Annotated in this window: 24 protein-coding genes and 1 tRNA gene; 13 read left to right on the forward strand and 12 right to left on the reverse strand. The window is 63.3% G+C overall.

All coding sequences use genetic code 11. From position 1 onward, the window contains the following. Positions 1-4: 4 nt before the first annotated feature. The 4 genes from RCO31_RS27375 to RCO31_RS27390 form a co-directional block, all read right to left on the reverse strand. Positions 5-1,168 carry a thiolase family protein gene (locus RCO31_RS27375; protein ID WP_308971525.1) on the reverse strand — a complete coding sequence of 388 codons (1,164 nt, stop codon included), beginning with the start codon at positions 1,166-1,168 and terminating at the stop codon, positions 5-7. Between the two features lie 19 nt (positions 1,169-1,187). Then, entirely contained in the window at positions 1,188-2,273 is a 1,086-nt protein-coding gene (locus tag RCO31_RS27380) for an ABC transporter ATP-binding protein (RefSeq protein ID WP_308971526.1), read from the reverse strand. A 3-nt stretch (positions 2,274-2,276) separates the two neighbouring features. Next, positions 2,277-4,034: an iron ABC transporter permease gene (locus RCO31_RS27385; RefSeq protein ID WP_308971527.1), complete on the reverse strand. Its 1,758-nt coding sequence runs from the start codon at positions 4,032-4,034 to the stop codon at positions 2,277-2,279. Between the two features lie 206 nt (positions 4,035-4,240). Continuing rightward, on the reverse strand, positions 4,241-5,350 hold the full coding sequence (locus RCO31_RS27390; protein ID WP_308971528.1) for an extracellular solute-binding protein: 1,110 nt from the start codon (positions 5,348-5,350) through the stop codon (positions 4,241-4,243). 131 nt (positions 5,351-5,481) lie between these two features. Between RCO31_RS27390 and RCO31_RS27395 the strand changes: the two genes are divergently transcribed. Beyond that, positions 5,482-6,135 carry a helix-turn-helix domain-containing protein gene (locus RCO31_RS27395; RefSeq protein WP_308971529.1) on the forward strand — a complete coding sequence of 218 codons (654 nt, stop codon included), beginning with the start codon at positions 5,482-5,484 and terminating at the stop codon, positions 6,133-6,135. Between the two features lie 83 nt (positions 6,136-6,218). Here the strand turns inward: RCO31_RS27395 and RCO31_RS27400 are convergent, their stop codons facing one another. The 5 genes from RCO31_RS27400 to RCO31_RS27420 form a co-directional block, all read right to left on the reverse strand. After that, positions 6,219-7,409 carry an ABC transporter permease gene (locus RCO31_RS27400; RefSeq protein ID WP_308971530.1) on the reverse strand — a complete coding sequence of 397 codons (1,191 nt, stop codon included), beginning with the start codon at positions 7,407-7,409 and terminating at the stop codon, positions 6,219-6,221. Positions 7,410-7,427: 18 nt separating this feature from the next. Further along, on the reverse strand, positions 7,428-8,588 hold the full coding sequence (locus RCO31_RS27405; RefSeq protein WP_308971531.1) for an FtsX-like permease family protein: 1,161 nt from the start codon (positions 8,586-8,588) through the stop codon (positions 7,428-7,430). Beyond that, positions 8,585-9,265 carry an ABC transporter ATP-binding protein gene (locus tag RCO31_RS27410; protein ID WP_308971554.1) on the reverse strand — a complete coding sequence of 227 codons (681 nt, stop codon included), beginning with the start codon at positions 9,263-9,265 and terminating at the stop codon, positions 8,585-8,587. Before RCO31_RS27410 ends, RCO31_RS27405 begins: the two co-directional genes overlap by 4 nt. A gap of 38 nt (positions 9,266-9,303) precedes the next feature. Further along, the gene (locus RCO31_RS27415; protein ID WP_308971532.1) at positions 9,304-10,377 is read right to left on the reverse strand and encodes an efflux RND transporter periplasmic adaptor subunit; all 1,074 of its coding nucleotides are present in this window, start codon (positions 10,375-10,377) and stop codon (positions 9,304-9,306) included. A 237-nt stretch (positions 10,378-10,614) separates the two neighbouring features. Then, positions 10,615-10,691 (reverse strand) — tRNA-Pro (locus RCO31_RS27420). A gap of 103 nt (positions 10,692-10,794) precedes the next feature. Between RCO31_RS27420 and RCO31_RS27425 the strand changes: the two genes are divergently transcribed. The 3 genes from RCO31_RS27425 to RCO31_RS27435 all read left to right on the forward strand — a co-directional run bounded on the left by RCO31_RS27425 (position 10,795) and on the right by RCO31_RS27435 (position 13,500). After that, positions 10,795-11,772, forward strand: a complete 978-nt coding sequence (locus RCO31_RS27425) for an L-threonylcarbamoyladenylate synthase (protein WP_308971533.1) — start codon at positions 10,795-10,797, stop codon at positions 11,770-11,772. 9 nt (positions 11,773-11,781) lie between these two features. Further along, positions 11,782-13,209: an FAD-binding oxidoreductase gene (locus tag RCO31_RS27430; protein ID WP_308971534.1), complete on the forward strand. Its 1,428-nt coding sequence runs from the start codon at positions 11,782-11,784 to the stop codon at positions 13,207-13,209. Positions 13,210-13,287: 78 nt separating this feature from the next. Next, entirely contained in the window at positions 13,288-13,500 is a 213-nt protein-coding gene (locus tag RCO31_RS27435; protein ID WP_308971535.1) for a hypothetical protein, read from the forward strand. Positions 13,501-13,515: 15 nt separating this feature from the next. Here RCO31_RS27435 and wrbA read toward each other — a convergent pair whose 3' ends face one another. Continuing rightward, positions 13,516-14,130, reverse strand: coding sequence for an NAD(P)H:quinone oxidoreductase (gene wrbA, locus RCO31_RS27440; RefSeq protein WP_308971536.1), 615 nt, complete (start codon positions 14,128-14,130; stop codon positions 13,516-13,518). A gap of 122 nt (positions 14,131-14,252) precedes the next feature. Here wrbA and RCO31_RS27445 point away from each other — a divergent pair, with 122 nt between their 5' ends. Continuing rightward, the gene (locus RCO31_RS27445) at positions 14,253-15,146 is read left to right on the forward strand and encodes a LysR family transcriptional regulator (protein ID WP_308971537.1); all 894 of its coding nucleotides are present in this window, start codon (positions 14,253-14,255) and stop codon (positions 15,144-15,146) included. Between the two features lie 135 nt (positions 15,147-15,281). Next, positions 15,282-16,499 (forward strand): CynX/NimT family MFS transporter, encoded by a 1,218-nt coding sequence (locus tag RCO31_RS27450; protein ID WP_374991540.1) that lies wholly within the window; start codon positions 15,282-15,284, stop codon positions 16,497-16,499. On the opposite strand, the gene RCO31_RS27455 is transcribed toward RCO31_RS27450, so the two are convergent. Next, the gene (locus RCO31_RS27455; RefSeq protein WP_308971539.1) at positions 16,496-17,251 is read right to left on the reverse strand and encodes an SOS response-associated peptidase; all 756 of its coding nucleotides are present in this window, start codon (positions 17,249-17,251) and stop codon (positions 16,496-16,498) included. The genes RCO31_RS27450 and RCO31_RS27455 overlap by 4 nt on opposite strands. 75 nt (positions 17,252-17,326) lie before the next feature. Between RCO31_RS27455 and RCO31_RS27460 the strand changes: the two genes are divergently transcribed. The 4 genes from RCO31_RS27460 (at position 17,327) to RCO31_RS27475 (ending at position 19,139) form a co-directional block, all read left to right on the forward strand. Further along, positions 17,327-17,845 carry a hypothetical protein gene (locus tag RCO31_RS27460; protein ID WP_308971555.1) on the forward strand — a complete coding sequence of 173 codons (519 nt, stop codon included), beginning with the start codon at positions 17,327-17,329 and terminating at the stop codon, positions 17,843-17,845. 5 nt (positions 17,846-17,850) lie between these two features. After that, positions 17,851-18,279: an NUDIX hydrolase gene (locus RCO31_RS27465; RefSeq protein ID WP_308971540.1), complete on the forward strand. Its 429-nt coding sequence runs from the start codon at positions 17,851-17,853 to the stop codon at positions 18,277-18,279. Positions 18,280-18,370: 91 nt separating this feature from the next. Beyond that, positions 18,371-18,745, forward strand: a complete 375-nt coding sequence (locus RCO31_RS27470; protein WP_308971541.1) for a TIGR02301 family protein — start codon at positions 18,371-18,373, stop codon at positions 18,743-18,745. Between the two features lie 139 nt (positions 18,746-18,884). Beyond that, positions 18,885-19,139 (forward strand): hypothetical protein, encoded by a 255-nt coding sequence (locus RCO31_RS27475; protein WP_308971542.1) that lies wholly within the window; start codon positions 18,885-18,887, stop codon positions 19,137-19,139. A gap of 144 nt (positions 19,140-19,283) precedes the next feature. On the opposite strand, the gene RCO31_RS27480 is transcribed toward RCO31_RS27475, so the two are convergent. Continuing rightward, on the reverse strand, positions 19,284-20,618 hold the full coding sequence (locus tag RCO31_RS27480) for a dihydroorotase (protein ID WP_308971543.1): 1,335 nt from the start codon (positions 20,616-20,618) through the stop codon (positions 19,284-19,286). A gap of 85 nt (positions 20,619-20,703) precedes the next feature. On the opposite strand from RCO31_RS27480, the gene RCO31_RS27485 reads away from it, so the two are divergent. From RCO31_RS27485 to RCO31_RS27495, 3 genes are read left to right on the forward strand one after another with little or no spacing between them, the layout of a single operon-like run. Beyond that, positions 20,704-21,585, forward strand: a complete 882-nt coding sequence (locus RCO31_RS27485) for a folate-binding protein (RefSeq protein ID WP_308971544.1) — start codon at positions 20,704-20,706, stop codon at positions 21,583-21,585. Next, positions 21,582-22,199: a DNA-3-methyladenine glycosylase I gene (locus RCO31_RS27490; RefSeq protein ID WP_308971545.1), complete on the forward strand. Its 618-nt coding sequence runs from the start codon at positions 21,582-21,584 to the stop codon at positions 22,197-22,199. Before RCO31_RS27485 ends, RCO31_RS27490 begins: the two co-directional genes overlap by 4 nt. Next, a complete protein-coding gene (locus tag RCO31_RS27495) occupies positions 22,196-22,819 on the forward strand; it encodes an HD family hydrolase (protein ID WP_308971546.1) in 624 nt (207 codons plus the stop codon). The genes RCO31_RS27490 and RCO31_RS27495 overlap by 4 nt, the downstream gene beginning before the upstream one ends. The last annotated feature ends 95 nt before the right edge of the window (positions 22,820-22,914 follow it).

Below are 22,914 nucleotides of genomic sequence, written 5' to 3' on the forward strand. Positions count from 1 at the left end.
AGGGTCAGTTCCGAAAAATGATCGATTCACCGAGGAAACTTCCGTACTGGACAACCTCGCAGTCCTTCACCTGGCGTTCGCCCGCCTCGCCTCGAAGCTGGCGCGCACATTCCGCAAACAGATTCCAACCTGCTGCATGACCTTCGGAGAGCAGTCCGCCCGATGTGTTGACGGGCATCCGCCCTTTGACGCCGATTCCTTCGCTCTTGATGAAGTCGATGGCCTCTCCTGGACCGCAGAACCCAAATCGTTCGAGCACGAAGAGCACGACCGGCGAGAACGCATCGTAGGTCATGATCATGTCGACATCCTTTCGCTCGATGTCAGCCATCTCGTAGACGTAGAGATCTTCCTTTGCCGGCCTGAAGCTGAAATCGTCCTGCTGCGCGACGCCAAGGCCCGGAAGCGTGAAATTATGACGCTGCCGTCCCGCATGAACGCCCTGAAAGCCGGACACATAAACGGGCTTCTTCTTCAGATCGCGTGCTCTTTCGGCAGACGTCAGGATGATGCACGCGGCAGCGTCGTTGTTCTGACAACAGTCGAACAGCCGGAGCGGCTGGATGATCCATCGGCTGTTCAGGTAATCATCCATCGACATCGGCGTCTTGCGCAACGCAATCGGGTTGAGCGTGGCGCTCTCACGCAACGCCGTGCACACGTAGCCAAGGTCGTCGGCACTTCCGCCGTAGACGTGAAAGTAGCGTTGAGCAGCCAGCGCCGGTGCAAGTGCCGGCCCGAAGGCCCCGTACGCCGGACTTTCTCCGTGCGGGCCGAGACCCTGCCGCCACATTTCGTGGTCCACGGGCTGGCCATAAGCCTTGTGCTTCTTTCCGTGAACGATCGCGATCGCGTCCGCAAGACCGGCGGCGATTGTCATCGCCGCCTGCTGCACGGTCGGAGAGATGAACCTGCCGTGTGTCCAACCTTGAAATGCATACCGCGTTTCGACGCCGGTCGCCTCGAGGAAGCGATCGTAATCGGCGCCGTAAGACAGGCACATGATTCCGTCGATGTCTTTGTGCGACATGCCGGCGTCGTCGAGAGCGAGTTGAAAGGCCTCGACGGCCAACGACAGGGCCGTCCGGTCCGGATAGTCCCCCAACAGCGCGGATACCCCGCAAATGGCCGCTTTATCGCGTATCGCTTTGGCTGCTTCGGTGGCCATGGCGGCTCCTTCTCTCCCGTCAAACGACAATGCAGAATTGCGGGGGTACAGCGACGATGACGTCCTTGCCGATGTCCGACGTCGACGGGCCGTCGATCCCTTCCGCGACGAACTCGAGTGCTCCTGCAAGCGTCAGTGTGGTCCTGATGCGATCACCAAGGTAGATCGAGTCCTTAATCCGGCCCGGAAGCAGGTTGTCCGCGCCTGCAGGCGCATCGTTCGTCAGCACGCATGCATGGTGATGCCTGATCACGAGTTTCCGATCGCGAGTGGCTTCGCCGTTTGGCCAGTTGCCAGGCGGGATATTAAGCGAGATGCCATTCGAGAGGCGGACGGCTCCCTTTTCGCGCGAAACGTCGCTGAGATCGAAAATGTTCGCCTGTCCGATGAACTCGGCGACGAACTGATTGGCCGGACGGTCGTAGAGATCGCGCGGCGCGCCCTCCTGAACGATGATGCCCTGATCCATCACGCACACCCGGTCCGCCATGACCATCGCCTCGAGCTGATCATGCGTCACATACAGGGCGGTAAGCCGCGTCTCCTTATGGATCGTGCGCAGCAGTGTGCGCATCGACTCGCGCAAGCGCGCATCGAGATTTGAAAGCGGCTCGTCGTAGAGCACCACCTGCGGATCGGCTACCAGCGCGCGCGCCAGAGAGACGCGCTGCTGCTGACCGCCGGAGAGCTGCGACGCATAGCGGTCCCCGAACTTCGCCACGGGAAGCTCGACCAGCTCTAAAATTCGTTCCACCTTCGCGCGCTCCTCGGCCGGACGCACGCGCTTCATCCGCAACGGAAACGCGACGTTCTGGTACACAGTACGGTGCGGCCAGATCGCGTAGCTCTGGAACACCATCCCCATCCCGCGCTTGTGCGCAGGCACAAAATTCCCCTCACCGTTCAGGACGCTTCCGTTGACGGAAATCGTGCCGCTGTCGGCCCGCTCGAGGCCTGCAAGCATGCGCAAGGTGGTCGTCTTGCCCGAGCCGCTCGCCCCCAGCAGCGTGACGAACTCGCCGGAGTTGATCCTGAGGTTGACGCCCTTGACCACTTCGACACGGCCGAAAGACTTTCGAAGATTGGCAATGCTGATACTGGCCATGGCTCATTCCGCCGCTCTGGCGCGAAGGTCCGCGCCGAAGAATCGCGTGAGTACGATGAAGACGACACCGACGATGCCGATCTGGGTGATGGCGAGCGCGCTCGCCACGCCATAGCTGCCGTCGTTCAGGTAGTTCCATGTCAGGATCGGCAATGTAACGGTGTGCGCGCCGTAGAGGATGATCGACGAGCTGATCTCTCGCATGACGATCAGGAAGACCAAGAGCCAGGCCGACGCCAACACCGGACGGAGCAGTGGCAGATTGACGAACATGAAGCTCTTGAACGGCGTGGCGCCAGCAACCGCAGCGCTTTCCTCGAGCGCCTTGTCGATTTGCATCAGAGCGCCGCCGATCGAGCGCACCGAGTAGACAAGGTAGCGGATAACGAAGGCGAGCAGCAGGATCCCGAGCGTAAGGTAAAGCGGCGTCCTGACATAGGCCCACAGCATCCCGACGCCGAACACGGTGCCGGGAACGCCGATCGGCAAGGCGATCATGTAATCCAGGATCGACTTTGCGAGCGACTTTCGACGCGTGATTTGGAACGCGACGACCAGACCGATGACGCTGCACGCCGTCGCCGCTCCGAATGCAAGATAGAACGTGTTCCGCAGGCCCAGCAGCATGTCGGCCGCCGAGAACAGAACCCTGAAGTTGTCCAGGGTCAGGCTGCCGGGATCGAACGTCATCGTTCGCACGGGAAGCAGGGCCCGCAATGCTACCGCAATCAAGGGCGCCGCGATTCCGACGATGAATATCAGCAGGCAAACGCCGAACAGGACATAGCGACCGGCGCCGAGTTCCGTGACCCCCGGCTTGTAGCCTCGCGCAGTCACCGCGACGAAACGTTCGGAATGGCGCGTCAGCCGCCGGTAGGCGAACAGCCCGATCGAGGAAAGGATCAACAGAAGCGTGCCTGCCGCGGCGGCGCCCGGCAGATCGCTGGGATAGGCGTTGGTCCTGAGAAAGATCGCATAGGCCAACGTATCGAACTGGACATGGGTCCCAAGAAATCCGGGTATAGCGAACTGCTCCAGCGCCAGCGTGAAGATGAACAATGCGGCAGCCGCGATGCCGGCCATCATGACCGGCAGCGTGATCAGCATCATGCGCTTGAAGAGATTGGCGCCCGATACGGCGGCAACCTCTTCGAGCGTGACATCGAGCGATCGAAAGCCGCCGACGTTCAGCAGAAACGCATAGGGCGCGAAGAAGAAGATCATGACCCAGGCGATGCCGCCATACGAGTAGATATTGAACAGCGGATCGCTGGCGCCGGTCAGTGCCGACCAGAGTCCGTTCAACAGGCCGGCGGCGGGATCTGCGAGCACAGTCCAGCCGATCACACCCACGAGCGGCGAGTAGAGAAGCGACAGCAGAAATCCGAACTCGAACCAGCGCTTTCCGGGCATGTTGGTGCGCGTGACCGCCCAGGCCAGGAAAAGGCCGAGCGCCGTCGCACTGATCGTCACGGGAATGGCCAGCAGAACCGTGTGGAGCGTCGCCGACTGGGTCCACCCGCCGTTGAACAGGCCCAGGTAGACCGCCTCGATGCTTTGCAAGCTGAATGTGGCGCGCGGATCTCCGGGGCTGCGGGTCCGAAACGCCCCGAACACGATCGCGGCCATCGGCGTGACGACCAGGACCGTCACGACAGCGAGGAACAGCCACGTCACGGCGGCACGAATTCGCTCGCCGGCGACGCTGCGTCCGCGATCGATCGCCTCGATCCGCTCGGGTATGGCGCTTGCCTCGGTCAACGGCACACGCCTTTCGATCGACGCCGGCGCGCTGGACGACGAACATACTGCGCGAGCATGGTCCTCCCCTGAGCGGTGAATTGCGCCCACATTTTTTGTCGTGAACATCATCGAACTTATGCCGATCGATATTCACGTTCATTCAATCGTAAGGCACTTATTTGACTATCGTCAAGCAACTATTTGACATAAGTCAAATAACAGCTTCAGCCGCGCCAGCCGAGCGTCCTGCGCATTTCCGGAATCAGAGTGTCCGAACTCTTGATCCAGTCGTCCGTGTCGGGAATCCAGCGGATCTCTTCCGGGTACGGACGCCACCAATCGGTTTTCTTCAGCTCGGCGACAGCCGTGCGCATCTCAGGCTGGTTCTTCAGCGTCGGCTTCGCCTGCGCGAGCTGCATCACGGCCGCGCCTTCCGGCGTAAAAAACCAGGCGGCAAACAACCGGGCCGCGTTGGGATTGGGCGCGTTCTTGGAGATGCAGAAGTAGGTGTTGGCGAAGGCCGGCGCGATGTCGGGATAGGTCCACGCGGTCTTATCGCCGCGCAAGACGCCGATCATCGCAATCGATTCCCAGTTCGGAATGAAGACCGATATGGCGCCGGCTCCGAGATCTTCGCGCGCCTGAGCGGAGCCGGGATAGAGTCTCGGCCGCTGCGCAGCGAGCTTGGCCAGGAATTCCTTTCCGTATTGCGGATTGCGGTAAAACATCAGATAGGTCGCGAACGGAACGCCGCCGCCGGCAGGTTCGTTGAGGCCGATCTTGCCCTTCAAGGCCGGATCCAGCAGACCGTTCCAAGTCTTGAACAGCTCGCGTGCCCTTTCATGAGGGATGGCGGACGGATTGTACGAGATGACGACTTCGGTCCATTTGGGGCAGTAGCCAAGCGTCGGCAGATAGGCCGCCTTGTCGAGTTTGGCTTCCAGGTCGGGAAGCGTGAATCGCAGATAGTAGCCCTCCTCCGCGAGATCCTTGATGCCGGTCGGATCCGCCGAATAGTTGACGTCCATGATGTGGCGCCCGGCACGCTCCTCAGTCGCAAACTGTTGTGTGCCGAGGACCCCGACCTTGCGGTCCGCCTGCACCGTGATATTGAAGCGCTTGTAGAATGCCTCGCTCATCTGGGCCATCTCATCGACGGGCGAGCTGTACCGAACGACGACCTTCCCTTCCCTTTGCGCCGCCGAGATCAGCGCCGGTGTCACATCGATGGTCTCGATGCCCTCACTTGCGGCGCTGCTCGAACGAATGCCCGACCCGATGGCCAGAGCAGAGGCCGCCAGTCCCAGTACGCCACGCCGATCGATGGTCTGCATGTTTCCTCGCTGCATTTTTGCTGGCCCATTCGTTGCAACCCGAGGACCAGGCCGATCGGGACTGAGCAGGAGCCGTTGCCGGTTCCTATCCCACACCTTAACTTGTCGATAGTCAAATAGCAGGAGCTGCGATGCCCAGAATCAGAGACGCGGAGCGCACTCGGGGCCGCGTAATCAGCGCGGCTGCGAAGGAATTCTCGTTGAAGGGCTATGACGCCACGACGCTGTCCGCGGTCGCGCGCCGTGCCAACGTCAGCAAACAGTTGTTAAGCCATCACTTTCCGACCAAGGAGGCGCTCTTTGAGGCGGTGCACAACGAAAAATTCCGCCCCATCCAGCAATGGGTGGAGGGCCTTCCGGACGATCCGCGGCACCTTGCTGCGGCCCGATTCAACAAACGGAAGGACAACATGGACTATATGCGCTTCCTCGTCTGGGAAGCGGCGCGCGGCAAGAGCCGCGCCGTTCCGGGTGAGCGCGACCGGCAGAAAAGCATCTCGGAGTATGGCAAGGCGATCAAGCAGGCGCAGATCGACGGCAAGCTGACCAGCGATTTCGACTTCCGCATGATCCACCTGGCGGCGCTGAGCCTCGCCACCTTTCCACTGACCTTCACTCAACTCACCCGGCTCGTCACCGGACGAAACAGCGACGATCCGAAGTTCCAGATGGAGTGGACGAGGTTTCTCGAGATGCTCGGAGAGCGCCTGTTCGCCAGCGACGAGGCAGGATCCACATCGCTCGAACGCTCCCAGAAGCCATCAAAGTTCGAGAGCGTTCGTTGACTGCAGCAACCTCAGTCCGGATGGAGCGCAGCGCAATCCGGGACGTCCGGGCTAAAGGCTACGAGTGTTTGCCGAACCGAAGCCTAGTTCGCGTATAGTCCGCTCACGATCGGCAGGCGCGCGGCACGGATGGCTGGAAACAAGCCGCCGATCAGTCCGACCAGCAGCGCCAACAGGACGCCTTCCGCGATCAGCGCGGGGCTCAGCTTGAAGTCGAACACCACCTGCGTGAAATTGCCTCCAAGCGTCGAAGCCGTAATGCCGTCGAAGATCAGGTAGGTCGCCGCGGCGCCGAGCAGGCCGCCAATCGCGGCGAGCAACAGCGATTCGACCAGCGTCCCGACGAAGGCCGGGAAACCACCGAAACCGATCGCCCGCAGCGTCGCGATCTCGGTCGCGCGCGCGGCGACCGACGAATACATGGTGTTCAGCGCGCCTGCCAGCGCGCCGAATGCCATCGCGATTGCGAGCGGCCAACCGAGCTTCTGGATCAAGTCTGAGGTTTGCGAGGCCTGCTCGGCGAAATACGTCGCTTCGGATTTGACGTCGAGCTTCAGCCGTGGATCGTTGTCGCTATAGCTCTTGAGCTCATTCAGTGCCGCGGGCCCGGTCAGGCGCACGCGGACAGTCTGGAAGATGTTATTGCGATTGAAAAGGCTCTGAACGACCGGCAGGTCCGCCCAGATCTCCGACTCGAACACGCTGCCGCCTGCGTCGAACACTCCCACCACGGTCCATCGCGTCGTTCCGAACGACACGGTGCTGCCGAGATCGAGGCCTTCGAACTCGCGCAGCAGCGACTTGCCTACGACGATCTCGTTGGCGCCGCCGCCGAACATGCGGCCCTCGGTGATCGCAATGCCCTTGCGCAGGTTGGCCCCCTGCTCGCCGATACCGCGCAGCGGCAGGTTGGCCTTGGTCTTGGTCGAGCGTTTCACGCCATCGACGACCAGATAGAGTTCGGGCGAAATCAGCGGCTTGCCGTCGGGCCCGCGCGCGATGCCCGGGCCGTCTTCGATCAATCGGACCTGGTCGCGGCTGACTGTCGAGTTGATCTCGGCCTGCGAGCCCGCGCGCAGCACGATCGCAATATCGTCGGCGCCGGCGCCGGCAATGGTGCGCTGGAAGCCGTTGGCCATTGCGAGGAACGCGAGCAGCACGACCACCACCAAGGCAATCGCGATGACCGTCGACAGTGACAACCAGCGTCGCTGCGAAATGCTCCTGAGATTGATCGAGGTGACGGCCGCCACCTGGCGCCAGAGCGAACCCATCTGTAGTCCCCTTATCGACTAGCCGCGGCCTAGTGCTGCGGCGATCTTCAGCCGCATCGCATTGACGGCCGGAATCAGTCCGGTGATCAGCCCAAGCGCGAGCATCAGTCCAATGCCCTGCAGCACGATCTCGGATGAGACCGAGAAGGCCGGAGCGACATTGGCGAGACTGTTGCGCAGCGCGATCGCAATCAGGGCAGCAGCGGCGAGACCCGGCAGGCCGCCAAGCAGCGCCAGCAGAATGGATTCGCCGAGCACCATGCCCAGGATCCGCGGCCCGGAAAATCCAAGCGTCTTCAGGACGCCGATTTCGCGGGTGCGTTCGCGGATCGACAGCGCCATGGTGTTGCCGACGATCATCAAAATGGTGACGAACGCCGCACCGACCACCAGCGTGACGATCAGCGCGATGTTGCCGAACTGGGCGGCAAACGCCTTGCCGAACGCCTTCTCGGTATCGGTCGAGGTCTCGGCGCTGGAATTGGCGAACATCGCATCGATCGTCTTGGCGACACGATCGTTGTTCTCGGGCGCGGTCGTCTGCAGGATCAACCAGCCAATCGTGTCCTTGCCGAACGAGCGGGTCTCGTCGAAGTAATTGTACTGGAACAGGAGAAAGTTCGTGTCGACGTGCTCGGCCTTGCCCTTGACGATGCCCGCGATGGTGAAGTCCCAGGTATGCCCGCCGCTCTTCTGGGAGAAGATGTTACTTTGCAGCGGCACGCGGTCGCCGACCTTCCAGCCATGCTTGGCCGCCAGCGACTCGCCGATCACCGCGCTACCGCGATCGCGCACGAAGGCCTGCAGCGCCTCGGGGGCGAGGTCGACTTCGCTGCGGTAGATATCGAAATAGCTGGCCGGCTCGATCGCCAGCGAAATGATGATGTTTTTCGGGTCCTGGTAGTAGCCGCCGAACCAGTTGGCGTGGGTGACCTGCCGTACGCCCTCCACCGCGCGCACGCGGTTGTAGTAGGCGATCGGCAGCGGCTGGGTGAAGTTGATCTTGTTGACCACCATCATGCGATCGGCCGCAGCCCGATCTTCGCCCGCGTTGAAGGCGCGGTAGAACCCGGCCAGCACGCCGAAGATCATGAACGCGACCAGGATCGAGACGATCATCAGGATCGCGCGGAGCTTGCGGCGGAACAGATTCTTCCGCACCAGATCGAAGTCGTTCACGCGGCGAGCTCCCGTTCGACAAAGCGGCCTTTGTCGAGATGCAAGGTCCGCTGCGCGTACCGTGCGGCCGCCGGGTCGTGCGTCACCATGACGATGGTTTTGCCGAGCTCCTTGTTCAACAGTTGCAGGATCGAAAGGATCTCGTCGGCAGATGTGCGATCGAGGTCGCCGGTGGGCTCGTCGCACAAGAGCAGGTTCGGATCGGAAACGATGGCGCGCGCAATGGCGACGCGCTGCTGCTGTCCGCCCGACATCTCGCGCGGCCGGTGCTTGACCCGGTCGGCGAGACCGACCACCGTGAGTGCCGTGTTGACGCGGCTGGCACGCTCCTTGCCGCTCAGGCGGGTGAGCAGCAATGGCAGTTCGACGTTCTGAGCCGCGGTCAGCATCGGCATGAGGTTGTAGAACTGGAAGATGAAGCCGACGTTCTTGGCGCGCCACGCGGCAAGCTGGCCTTCCGACATGCCGTCGATACGCTGGTCGGCAATCGCGATCTCGCCCTCATCGACGTGGTCTATGCCGCCGAGCAGATTAAGAAGCGTCGTCTTTCCCGAACCCGACGGCCCCATGACCGCGACGAAATCGGCCTTTGGAATCGTGAAATCGAGGTGATCGAAAATCGAGATCGTCTCCTTGCCCTTGGTGAAGCGCTTGCTCACACCGGCAAGGCGAACCATCGGATGCTCCCCTGTCACTTGTCTCTCCTGTCGGAATATCAGTTTGCCGCCGTGGTGGTGCCGGTGGATGCCGGGACTGCAGCGGCATCACGCAGAAACGTCACCTTCACAGCCATGTCAGGAAGAATCCGCGGATCCTTCTTCTCGAAACGAATACGGACGCGGACCGTTGCCTTTTCACGATTGGCGGTCGGAACGATTGCAATCACCGACGCTGGGATCGTCCAGCCCGGGTACGCATCCAGCACCGCGTTGACGGCCCCACCCGGCGTAACGCGGCCAATGAAGGCCTCGTTGACGTCGACTTCGATCTCGATGGAGTCCATATCCACGACGGTGCAGATGCCGGTGCGGGTGAAGCCGCCGACCGACATCGGCGAGATCATTTCGCCGGGCTGGGCGCTGCGTTCGACAATCACGCCGGCAAACGGCGCGCGGATCTGATGCTTGCTGAGCACCGACGCGCTGCGCTCGGCATCGATCTTCGCGGACTCGTGCTGTGAGCGCGCCTGGCGCAATTGAGCGGTCAGCACTCCGACGCGCGTCTGGGCCTTGGTCAGATCAGCTTCCGTCGCGACACTCTTCTGCGACAGCGCCTGAATGCGCACCAAGATGCGGTTCGCATCCTCGAGATCGGCCGCAATCATGCCGATGGCGGCGTCCGCCGCTTCGACGCGCGACTTCGCGAGTTCGTAGTCCTTCTCGGCCAGCACGCTGTCGAGACGCGCGACCACCTGCCCTTCGGTCACGGTCATGCCTTCGTCGATATACACGCCGAGGACCTTGCCGGTGATTTCGGCGGCCACGGTCGCCTTGCGGCGGGCGACCACGTATCCCGATGCAGCGAGGTTGCCGGCGTCGCTGCTCACAGCCGTCTGGGGCTGTGGTGCCGGCGCCTGCGGCTGAGCCGTTGTTTGAGAGGCGACCTCCTGACGCGGCTGCTGTTCCTGTGTCCGGAATCCGAACAGCAGATAGGCCGCAAGCGCGATCAGCGCGCACCCGACCATGACGGCAGCCACCATCCAGCCCCGGCGCGCAGCCGGACGTTCCGGTTCGCTTACCCCCCGGTCGATCTTCAGCGAGTGCAGCAGCTTCGCCTTGTCGTCGCTCATCGTTGCCCCGCCCACGGCCTCAGCCGCCTTTCAACCGCGATCGCACCTTGCCTTCCGCCGACGGCCGCGACCGCATTCGGCCTGCAGGCATGCCGCAGACCGTCCCCTACTCTTCCTCAGCGACGCGTCGGGTCATGTCATTGGCAAAATCGAGTCGACTTCAGCATCCATCGTTGGCAATTCGTTGGCAAAGCCAACATGGCCTCGACAGGAGCCTGCGCAAGTGCTTGATATTGCTGGTCGGAGTGGCAGGATTTGAACCTGCGACCCCCTCGTCCCGAACGAGGTGCTCTACCAGACTGAGCCACACTCCGATTTAGAGGGCGGCTTATAGCCTCCGCTTCGCCCCGCCGCAAGGCGTTCCGGCGCTGCGAGAAGCAGGTCGTGGAAACCTGAAGAATTGGAAACCCATCCATAATGCCGGTCAGGACCGAAACCCGAACGATGTTGGCGAGCGACGAAGCCACTGCGGCCGCGGTGCGCCGCCTCGCGGACGGAGGGCTGGTCGCGTTCCCCACCGAAACCGTGTACGGACTGGGCGCTGACGCCACCAACGCGGAGGCCATCGCCCGGCTTTATCTCGCCAAGGGCCGGCCGTCGTTCAATCCGCTGATCGCCCATGTCGGCGACCGCATCGCGGCACAACGCATTGCCCGATTCGACGCAAACGCCGAGAAGCTCGCAAACGCCTTCTGGCCGGGACCGCTCACGCTGGTGCTGCCACGCGCGGCCGACTGCCCGGTCGCCGAACTTGCGACCGCAGGGCTCGAAACCATTGCCATGCGAGTTCCGGCGCACCCGATCGCGCGCGACATTCTCTCAACTTTCGGCAAGCCGGTTGTCGCGCCCTCCGCCAATGTATCGGGTCATGTTTCGCCGACCACAGCACAGCACGTGGAAGCCGACCTCAAGGGAAAAATCGATCTGATCGTCGACGGCGGACCGACCCAGGTCGGGCTCGAATCGACCATCGTCGGCTGCTTCGAGACCCCCCTGCTGCTACGCCCGGGCGGTCTCGCACGCGGCGAGATCGAATCGGTTCTGCGCATGCGGCTTGCCGACTTGCCGCAGTTTGAAACCACGGCGCAGCCGCTCGCGCCGGGCATGCTGGCCTCGCACTATGCGCCGCGCTCGCCTGTGCGGTTGAACGCGACCACGCTCGAGCCGGGCGAAGCGCTGCTGGCGTTTGGCACGCCTGCGGTTGCGGGAGTGGACAAGGCCGCCGCCATATTGAATCTCTCGACACGCGGCGATCTCGTCGAGGCGGCGGCCAATCTGTTCCGCCACCTTCGCGAGCTCGACGCCAAGGATGCAATTCAGATCGCGGTGATGCCGATTCCGAACGAAGGGCTTGGCGAAGCGATCAACGATCGGCTGCGCCGCGCGGCCGTATGAGGAGACGCGATGAACAGGATCGAGCCGACGCCAAAGCGCCTGACGCCTGATCTGATCGGACGCTTCAAGGCGATCGTCGGCGAGAAATACGCCGTGACCGATCCGCACGACATCGCTGCCTACGTCACCGAAGAGCGGATGCTTTATCATGGGCATTCGCAACTGGTGCTGCGCCCCGGGTCGACGCCTGAGGTCTCCGCTATCTGCAAGCTCGCGAACGAGACGCAGACGCCACTGGTACCGCAAGGCGGCAACACCGGCCTCGTGGGCGGGCAGACGCCGCACCATGGCGAGGTCGTGGTTTCGCTCCGGCGGATGGATCGCGTCCGCGACCTCGACCCGCAGTCGAACACCATGACCTGCGAATCCGGCATGGTGCTGCTGAATGCCCAGAAGCATGCGAGCGAGGCTGACCGGCTGTTTCCGCTCTCGCTTGGCGCGGAGGGAAGCTGCACCATCGGCGGCAATCTTTCGACCAACGCCGGCGGCAACACCGCGCTCGCCTACGGCGTCGCCCGCGACCTGGTGATCGGGCTGGAGGTGGTCCTCGCGGACGGGCGCGTCCTCAACGCGCTGTCGAAGCTGAAGAAGGACAACACCGGGTACAATCTGCACAACCTGTTCATCGGCGCAGAAGGCACACTCGGCATCATCACCGCGGCGGTACTGAAACTGTTTCCGAAGCCGCGCGCCGTGGAGACCGCCTTCATCGGTCTGAAGTCGCCGAAGGACGCGCTCGCCCTGCTCGGCGTCGCACGCGCCGAAGCGAGCGGCGCGGTGACGAGCTTCGAGCTGGTGCCGGAGATCGTCATCGAATTCTGCGTCCGCCACGGCAGTGGCATCCGCGATCCAATGCCGACGCGTCATCCGTGGTACGTGCTGATGGAGCTGACCTCGCCCGCCGCCAGCCTGAGCGAGACGATGGAAACCATCCTTTCGCGCGGCATGGAGGAGGGACTGGTCGAGGACGCCGTCATCGCCACCAGCCTGCAGCACCGCCGCTCGTTCTGGGACCTGCGCGACTTCGTCACCCATTCGCAAAAACCGGAAGGCGGCTCGATCAAGCACGACGTGTCCGTGCCGGTCGCCTCCGTGCCGGAGTTCCTGGACAAGGCAAGCGCCGCCGTCGTCCGCTTCATGCCCGGCGCACGCGTGGTCCCGTTCGGCCACCTCGGCGACGGCAACATTCACTTCAACATCAGCCAGCCGATCGGCGCCGACAAGGAAGCCTTTCTTGGCTCGTGGCGCGCCATGAACGACGTGGTGCACGGCGTCGTCGCTGAATTCGGCGGCTCGATCTCCGCCGAGCACGGCATCGGCTACATGAAGCGCGACGAGCTCGCCCATGTGAAGGATCCGGTCGCCCTGCAGCTCATGCGCCAGCTGAAGGCCACCCTCGACCCGAACGGGATCCTGAACCCGGGCAAGGTGGTTTAGTTTCGCCGACGACGCCTGTCATGCGCGCGAAATGGGGACATTGCTAACCTTGAGCGACGACCAAGGGGGAGTCGCACCATGTCCTGGCTGTTCGAGCTGCACACCTATCTCGACAAGATCTACGAGACCAACCCGACGCTTATTACACTCGGCGTCATCGGGTTGTTTCTTCTGCTGTTCCTGTCGAGCCGAACCCTCACTCGCAGCAAGGTGACCACCATCGCCGTGCCGCTGCTGGTGATGGCGGTGATCCTCGGAATCGCGGCGCTCTACTTCGGCGAAAGCCGATAGCGCGACCTGCCGTCCTTACGAGAGGCGACCGCGATCAAGCGCTGTGGCGATGGACGCCACATGGCGGCCTTGAAACTCGGCGCCGTCGAGCTCGTTCCGACTTGGCCTGCGGTCGGCGCCGTTTCCACCGTCGGCGAGCGTTGACGCGCCGTACGGCGAACAACCGCTAATCTCGTCCATGCGCAATTGCCCCTGGAAACTGTAGGGAAGCCCGACGATCACCATGCCGAGGTGCAACAGCACGGTGTGGACGGACAGTATCGTCGACTCCTGACCGCCGTGCTGGCTGCCGGTGGAGGTAAAGACGCTACCCACCTTGCCGACCAGCTTGTTCTGCGCCCAGAGCCCACCCGCCCGATCCAGGAAGTTCTTCATCTGGCTCGCCATGTTTCCAAAGCGCGTCGGCGTACCGAAGATGATCGCGTCGTAGTCCGCCATCTCCTTGGGCTCGGCGACGGGCGCATTGTCGATGACGTAGCCGGAGCTGCGCGCGACGTCGTCCGGAACAAGCTCCGGCACACGCTTGAGCACGACCTCGGCGCCGCCTGACCGGGCGCCTGCGGCGACGGCCTCGGCCATGGTCGCCATGTGTCCATAAGATGAATAGTAGAGAACAAGAATGCGGGTCATGACTGCTCCAAAGGTTGGCGACACCCGCGGATTTAGCCAAGACCGTCCAGCGCTCAACGCACGAAGCGCGTAGTGAGGCCATACGAAATCGTATATGGAAGGCAGGTTCGGAGGCCGACGGTTTGGATTGGGACGATCTCAAGATCGTGCATGCGATTGCGCGACACGGTTCGCTGAGCGCAGCGGCGCGCGCCTTGCGCACGACCCAGCCGACCGTGAGCCGACGACTGGCCGGCCTTGAACGGCGTATCGGTGCCAAGCTGTTCGAACGTCAGGCCGGCGGCCTCTCTCCCGGGCCTTTGTGCCTCGGCCTGATCGAGCCGCTCGAGCGGATGGACGAGCAGGCGCAGGCCGTGGCGCGCAGGATCGCTGCGCGCGATCGCGACCTCCAGGGCCCCATCACACTGACCAGTCTCGGCTGGTTCGGCGACGATGTTCTGGCACCGCTGCTTGCGCGCTTCGGGGGCCGCCATCCGCAGGTCAGGATCAACCTCGTCAATGATGCGCGGCGTTTCAATCTGTCGCGGCGCGAAGCCGACATCGCAGTCAGGGTCGGCGACTTTGGCCGCGATGACCTGGTCCAGCGAAAGCTGGCCGACGTGTCCTATGGGCTTTATGCCTCGCAGAGCTATCTGAAGCGGCACGGGCCTCCGGATTTCACCAGCAAGTGCGCTGGCCATACCGTCATCTCGCTGATCGAATCGCCGGACAAGGTGGTACCGTTCGAGTGGTTGAAGGTGATCGCCGCCAACGCGCATGTGACACTGCGGACGAACAGCGTTCAGTCGCACATCGCAGCGGCTGAAGCGGGCGAAGCCATGGCGGTGCTTCCACGCGTCCTGGCCGACCCGCGCGCCAATCTTTCCCGCATCAAGCCGCCGCTCCCTGAACCGTACAATCCCGTGAGAACCGGCGTGCATGCCGATTTGCGCAACACGCCGAGGGTGCGCAGCCTGATCGACTTCCTCGCCAAGGAATTGAAGGCGATGGCGCGCGATCTCAGGCCGGCCGACTAGGCGGCGCGGCGGCCGCGAACCCTTTCCATACAAATTCGTAGGGCAACCATACGAAACTCATACGTGCAATCGCGCCACCTTGCGAACATCTTGCGCTGCAGGCCGTTTTTGATCGACGGCGGAAAGCAAGGAGCGCTGATGCGGGAATCGAGCACAAAAACTGCCACGCCGTGGGCAGTGCTGTTCGTTCTCGTCGGGGCCGGCGTGATATCGGCGGTTCAAGTCGGCAAGGCGACGGTGGCCCTCGCTGACGTTCAAGGCGACCTTCGCCTTAGCCTGACCGTCGCATCGTGGCTGCTGTCAGCATTCGCATTGGTCGGCGCGCTTGCCGGCGGGCCGATCGGCCTTACCACCGATCGCATCGGCGCCAAGCGCATGCTGGTCTGGGGACTTGCGGTCCAGGGTGTAACGTCAGCGCTCGGATCGGTTGCTGCCGGCGCATCGCTTCTTCTCGCCATGCGCGTCGTCGAAGGCCTTGGGTTCCTTTGCGTCATCATCGCAGCTCCGGTTCTCATCGTTCGCATCGCTGCCGCCGGCCACCGCGAACGGGCGCTTTCGCTCTGGGCAACGTTCATGCCGGTCGGAATCACCCTGTCACTGCTGGCAGCCTCGCCGCTCGCTGCTGTCGGATGGCGCGGCTTCTGGATTGCCAATGCCGTTCTTCTGCTCGGCTATGGCGGCCTCGCAGCGATCGCCGTGCCGACCGCACACGCAACCGCTGCTCCACGCAAGATCACGGTCGATATCCGCGACACGCTTGCCGCGCCCGGCCCATGGCTGCTTGCGGGATTGTTTGCGGCGTTTTCTGCATCATTCTTTGCGATCTTCGGATTCCTCCCGGTGATCCTGACGGACCGGCTTGCTGTTTCTCCGGAAACCGCGAGCCTTCTGACAGCGGCCGCGGTCATGGCGAGTGCTGCGGGCAATCTCGTCTGCGGCGCCATGCTGAACAAAGGGCTGCAGCCATGGCAGTTGCTGATGGCGAGTTTCGCGCTGCTCGGCGTCACCGGCGTCGGTGTCTTCCTGGGCGGCGCTCCGCCCGCCGCGAATTATGCGCTCAGCGTCGCATTCGCGTTCGTCGGCGGATTCATTCCGGTCATTGTGATGGATGCCGTGCCGCGGCATGCTCCGCGCAGCGAGCTCATCGGCGCGACCATGGGCTTCGTCATGCAAGGCAACAATGTGGGACTGGCGCTCGGCCCAGCAGCGACCGGCCTTATCGCATCAGCCTTCGGCTGGAGCGCGGTATCGCTTCTGGTCGCCGGATTGGCGCTCGCGGCGGGTCTGCTCGGCTGGATTTTTCGCGCCCGGGAAATGCACCGACGCGTCACCGCGACAGCGCCGTCCACTTAGAACAGCGATCCCTGATCGCTGGACGTGATCTTGCGCGACGCTCTTGCGCGCGGCTTTGCGGCCTCGGCCTCCGCTGCCGCCTCCTCCGCCGACACTCTCTCGATCAACCGCGGATCGTCATTCGCTGTGCGATTGACCGCTGTCGAGACCTCATGCCAGGCGAACGTGCCGAGCGGCGCCGGCGTCAGCAGCGAGGTCGCAGCCTTGGCGTCGACGTTGGCGCAATCGAGCCAGAGATCGAACGCATCCGGCGCGATCGTCACCGGCATGCGCGGGTGAAAGCTTGCAAGGTCAGCGCTCGCCACGGTCGTGACGATGGCGACCGTGTCGAGTTCTTCGCCGTTTGGCCCGACCCAGGTCTCCCATAACGCCGCGAACGCAATCGGCCCGCCGCCCGCCGGATAGACGAACAGCGGCTGCTTGCGCGCACCCAGGTCGGGCCATTCGTAGTAGCCGTCGGCCGGGATCAGGCACCGCCGTCGCCGGATCGCATTCTTGAACGCCGGCTTGTCGATCACCGTCTCCGAGCGCGCATTGATCACCAGCCCGAACTTTTTCGGGTCCTTCGTCCAGGCCGGCAGAAAGCCCCAGCGCATCAGCATGAACCGGCGCACGCCGCGCTCGAGCAGCACGACCGGGACAGGCTGGGTCGGCGCGATGTTGTAGCGCGCCGGAAAATTCGGTTGCTCGCCATAACCAAACAGCCGCCGCAGCGCCTCCGGCGAAGATGTTATGACGAAGCGTCCGCACATTTCACTTTCCAAAAATCGGAATTCATTTGCGTCAGTTTCAGCAGGAATTAACCACAAGCGCCAACAATGGAGCAGATGCCGCCCACCCCAAGTTCCTCTGCTCTCACGTCTTCCTCGCAGGACGCGCTCGACGCGGCCACGCTTGTTGCTGCCAATATCAACCCGAAGACACGGCTTGCAACCGATTACCTGAACCATTTCAATGAAGCGATCATGCTTCTGGAGATCATTCCGGCAATGCCCGAATGTGCGGAGGACTTCCTGCGCTGGGAACCGCTGAGCTACCCCGCTCATTTCCGGCAGTCGAATTTCAAGGCTCGCGACCTCGCGATCGCCGCTTATGAGCAGGCCGATCCCGAAATCCGCACCCGCTTCGACGGCCTGTGCGATACGCTGACCGGGATCCTGACCGCCATCCACGACGCGATGAGCGAGGCAACGCAGGCCTCGACCCGTGCCCGCCTCGCTGAGCAGGCGACCGGCTGGCTGAAGCCGCTGGTCATCCAGGCAGGCGGTGTCATCAACGGCGCCAGCGAAGCGCAGGCAGAGGAAGCCGAGCCGCAGAGCGACGCCGACCTGATCATGTCGGCGTGAGCGGCATGCCTCCGCGCCCCGCCCCCGAGCTCGCCGTCAGCGCCGCCATCTTTCGCAGCGGCAACGTGCTGGTCGTTCGCCGCGCCGCGGCGCCCGCCAAAGGCCTGTGGACGCTGCCCGGCGGGCGCGTCGAAATCGGCGAGACGCTGGTCGAGGCGGTCCGCCGTGAGGTGATGGAAGAGACCAGCCTCACCGTCGAGGTGGCCGGTCTTGCCGGCTACCGCGAAATCATCCTGTCGGAGGCCGTCGGCCCGCGCGGTCGGCATTTCGTGATTCTGCCCTTCGCGGCGCGCTGGGTTGCGGGCGAAGTCACGCTGAACGATGAACTGAGCGACGGCCACTGGATGCCGATTGAGGCGGTTGCGGCGTTGCCGACCACCGAGGGCCTGCTGGAGATCTTGCGGCAGGCGGAGCGGCTGCTCTCTCCCGCATAGTCTCTTGCCGAGATCCCGCCACTCGGCCACGCGGGCGCCTTGCTTACGCCGTCGCGACCGGTCATATGACGGTCGAACTCGGAACCTCCCGATGCGCAAGTTTCTGCACGTTCTGACGATCCTTGCCTGCCTCGGCCTTGCGCCCGCACAAGCGCAGGAGGGCGCCGCGCCGTTCGACGCCGACCTGCAGCGCTTCGCCGAGATCCTCGGCGCGCTGCACTACCTGCGCGCGATCTGCGGCGCCAACGAGGGCCAGAAGTGGCGCAACGAGATGCAGGCTCTGGCGGACGCGGAGACGCCCTCGGGCGAGCGTCGCACGCGGCTGATCGCAAGCTTCAACCGCGGCTACCACGGGTTCCAGCAGACGTACCGCAACTGCACGCCTGCGGCGAACGTCGCGATCAAGCGCTACCTGACGGAGGGCGCAAAGATTTCGCGCGACCTGACCGCGCGCTACGCGAACTAGCTCCGCAGTCCGCACAGGTTACCGCCCTGGCGGAATGCCGGTTAACCTTTCCTAAAGATCGCCCTAGGCGGCCGCGCCGCCCATGCTAGAGATGATTCACAAGCCCCAGCCCAAAACCTGGGGCATTCCTGTGAGATCGATGTCCGTTTCCACGTCCCAAGACCTGCTGGCCGACGACGCTCAAAAGCGGATCGCGCTGTCCTATCTCTCGGAAGCCTGGGCAGAGGCGCGTCTCGATGGGATCGATGGCGACTGCCTGGCGCAGGCGAGCCTGTTCACCGCCTTCGCCGAACTGGTGGCCACCTACGGCGAAGAAGCCGTCGCGAAGTTCGTCGAAGGCCTTTCGGCGCGCGTCAAGAATGGCGAGTTCTCGGTGATGGCTGCAAAGCAATAATTGCCCGTCATTGCGAGGCATCGCCGTTCGAAGAACGGCGTCGCTTCGCTCGCCTATGGCGACGAAGCAATCCAGCGCGGCATTCGCGATGGACTCAGACTGGATTGCTTCGCTTCGCTCGCAATGACGCAAGGACTCCGTGTCTCAAGGCACCAGCGTTTCCATGAAGCGGATCGGCTCGCCTTGTGACGGCGCCGTGAGCTCGCCCTGCCACATCACGCGCCTGCCCCGCACGAAGGTGCCGACCGGCCAGCCCTTCACCTTCACCCCGTCATACGGCGTCCAGGCGGCGCGCGAGGCGATCCACTTGTTGGTGATGGTCTCCTCCCGCTTCAGGTCGACGATCGTCAGGTCGGCATCATAGCCGGCCATGATCCGCCCTTTGCCTGCAATGTTGAACAGGCGCTGCGGTCCGGCGCTGGTCAGGTCGACGAAGCGCGCGAGCGACAACCGCTCGGCGTTCACGTGATCGAGCATGATCGGCACCAGCGTCTGCACGCCGGTCATCCCGGAGGGCGAGGCTGGGTAGTTCTTGGACTTCTCCTCGATCGTGTGCGGTGCATGATCTGAGCCGAGCACATCGACGACGCCCTGCGTGACGCCGTCCCAGATGCCGGCCTGATGCAGCGCGTCGCGCACCGGCGGGTTCATCTGCGCCCGTGTGCCGAGTCGCTCGTAGCATTCGGGCGCGGTGAGCGTCAGGTGATGCGGCGTCACCTCGACGGAAGCAACATCGCGGTGGTCCTTCAGGAACTCCATCTCGTCCCTGGTTGAAATGTGCAGCACGTGGATGCGCTTGCCGAACTCGCGCGCGATGTTTACCAGCCGCTTCGTCGCTGTCAGCGCCGCAACCTCGTCGCGCCAGAGCGGATGCGAGCGTGGATCGCCTTCGATGCGCACGCCCTTGCGCTCGTTGAGCCGATATTCATCCTCGGCGTGAAACGCCGCGCGGCGCCGGATGACGCTGATGATCCGGCGCAGGCCCTCGTCGTCTTCCACCAGCAGGCTTCCGGTCGAGGAGCCGATGAACACCTTGACGCCGGCGCAACCCCTGGCGCGTTCCAGCACCGGCAACTGCTCGTAATTTTCGCGAGTGCCGCCGATGTAGAAGGCGAAGTCGCAGTGCATGCGGTGAGTGCCGCGCTTGATCTTGTCGGCAAACGTCGCCTCGGTGACGGTCAGGGGATCCGTGTTCGGCATTTCGAACACGCCTGTAACTCCACCCAGAACGGCCGCGCGCGAGCCCGTTTCCAGGTCTTCCTTATGCGTCAGGCCAGGCTCGCGAAAATGCACCTGCGTGTCGATCACGCCGGGCAGGATGTGCAGCCCCTTGCAGTCGATAATCTCGGCAGCGCTGGCGCCGCCCAGCGCGCCGATGGCGGCGATTCGCCCGTCCTTGATGGCGAGGTCGCGCAGGCTTTCACCGTCCTGGTTGACGACGGTCCCGGATTTCAGAATCACATCGTAGCTTGCACTCATGCTTCCTCGCATCGCCGCGACGGCACTTGTCTCGCTCGCCCCCGCGCCTTACGTTTTGCAGCAACAGCTAGCAAGAGCAAGTTCGATGAAAGCAGCGTTTCTTCCTGACCGTGGCGTCGTCAAGATTGGCGGCGACGATGCACGGCAATTTCTCAACAATCTCGTGACCGCCGAACTTGCCGAGGTGAAGCCCGGAACCGCACGATTCGCGGCGTTATTGACGCCGCAGGGCAAGATCGTCGCCGACTTTCTGGTGACGGAAGCGCCCGCCGCTCAGGGCGGCGGCTTCCTGATCGATTGTCCGAAGCCCCTCGCCGATCAGCTCGCCACCAAGCTCAATTTCTACAAGCTGCGGGCGAAGGTAACCGTGGAAAACCTCACCGGCAAATTCGGCGTGCTCGCGGCCTGGGACGGCCGGCCTGCAACGATGCCCGACCTCGCCTTCGCTGATCCCCGCAATGGCGAGCTGGGCTACCGGATTGTCGTCCCGGACGGACAGTCGGCCGACGTCGCCCAGGCGATCGGCGCCGAGCTCGTTGCTCCTGACATGTATGAGGTCCACCGCATCGTATGCGGGGTGCCGAATGGCGGGACGGATTTCATCTACGGTGATGCCTTTCCGCACGAAGCCAATATGGATCGCCTGCACGGGGTCGATTTTGACAAAGGTTGCTATGTCGGCCAGGAGGTCGTATCGCGCATGCAGCATCGCGGCACGGCGCGCACGCGCACCGTACGGGTCGTCCTCGACGGGCCGCCGCCCGAAGCAGGCAGCGACGTGATCGCCGACGGCAAGTCCGTCGGCACGATGGGCTCGTCACGCGCTGGCCGCGGGCTGGCCTTGCTGCGGCTCGACAAGGTGTCGAGCGCACTCGCTGGCGGCGTGTCGCTGTCAGCCGGCGGGATCGGTTTGAAGCTGGTGGATCCTGCCGACGCCAAGCTGCCTGAAAAGCAGGTCGCGCCATGACGTCTGCACGCCTGCATCCCGACGGCAAGAAGCGCTGCCCATGGCCGGGCGACGATCCTTTCTATATGGCCTATCACGACGACGAATGGGGTGTGCCGGAGTACGATGATCGTGCGCTGTTCGAAAAACTGATTCTCGATGGCTTCCAGGCCGGCCTGTCGTGGATCACGATCCTGCGCAAGCGGGAGAATTTCCGCAAAGCCTTCGACGATTTCGAGCCCGAAAGGATCGCCCGGTACGACGCCACGAAGATTCACGCGCTGATGAACGATGCCGGCATCGTGCGCAACCGCTCCAAGATCGAAGGCACGGTCGCGAGCGCAAAGGCCTACCTGAAGATCATGGAGGACGGCCCGAGCTTTTCGGCGCTGCTGTGGGATTTCGTGGACGGCAAGCCGAAAGTGAACAAGTTCAAGACCACCAAGAGCGTGCCCGCCTCGACGCCGATATCGATCGCGATCTCGAAAGACCTGACATCGCGCGGCTTCAAGTTCGTCGGACCGACCATTGTCTACGCGTTCATGCAGGCAACCGGCATGGTCAACGACCACCTCGTCAGCTGTCACTGCCATGAGATCTGCGGCAAGCTGAAGCGCAAGCGACGCGGCACATGACCGCGAAGGCTGCAGCGGCGCTTGCCCCGGAGCGCGAGCGCGCCTGGCAGCGCATGCTATCGGGCCGCAGGCTCGACCTGCTCGACCCTTCACCGCTCGACATCGAGATCGAGGACATCGCGCACGGCCTTGCACGAGTCGCGCGCTGGAACGGGCAGACGGCCGGCGCGCATATCTTTTCCGTCGCTCAGCACACGTTGCTGGTGGAAGCCGTGTTGCGACGGCAGATGCCGCGCGCCGACCATCGCATCCGCCTTGCCGTGCTGCTGCACGATGCGCCGGAGTACGTCATCGGGGACATGATCTCGCCCTTCAAGGCCGTCATCGGCGGGTCATACAAGGTGGTTGAAAAGCGGCTCCTGAGCGCCATCCACATTCGCTTCGGCCTGCCCGCTGCTCTGCCGGAAGACCTGACCGCGCGCATCAAGGCCGCCGATGCCGGCGCAGCCTATCTCGAGGCCACGCGCCTCGCCGGCTTCAAGGATGCGGAGGCGCGCAAGTTCTTTGGGCGGCCGCCCGATGTGCCGGAAAATGTGCAGACCGATTTTCTGACCCCCTGGCCGGCCGGCAAGGCAGAGAAACGCTTTCTGGCCCGCTTCAAGGCACTGAAAGTCGACTAGTGTCCCGAATCCGAAGTTCGCTATACTTTGCAGCGAGCTCAGAGCGAACTTCGGATTCGATCAGGACACTAGCAAGTTTATGATTCTAGTGTCGT

It is taken from the genome of Bradyrhizobium sp. LHD-71 (assembly GCF_031157255.1).
Classification (GTDB): Bacteria; Pseudomonadota; Alphaproteobacteria; order Rhizobiales; family Xanthobacteraceae; genus P52-10.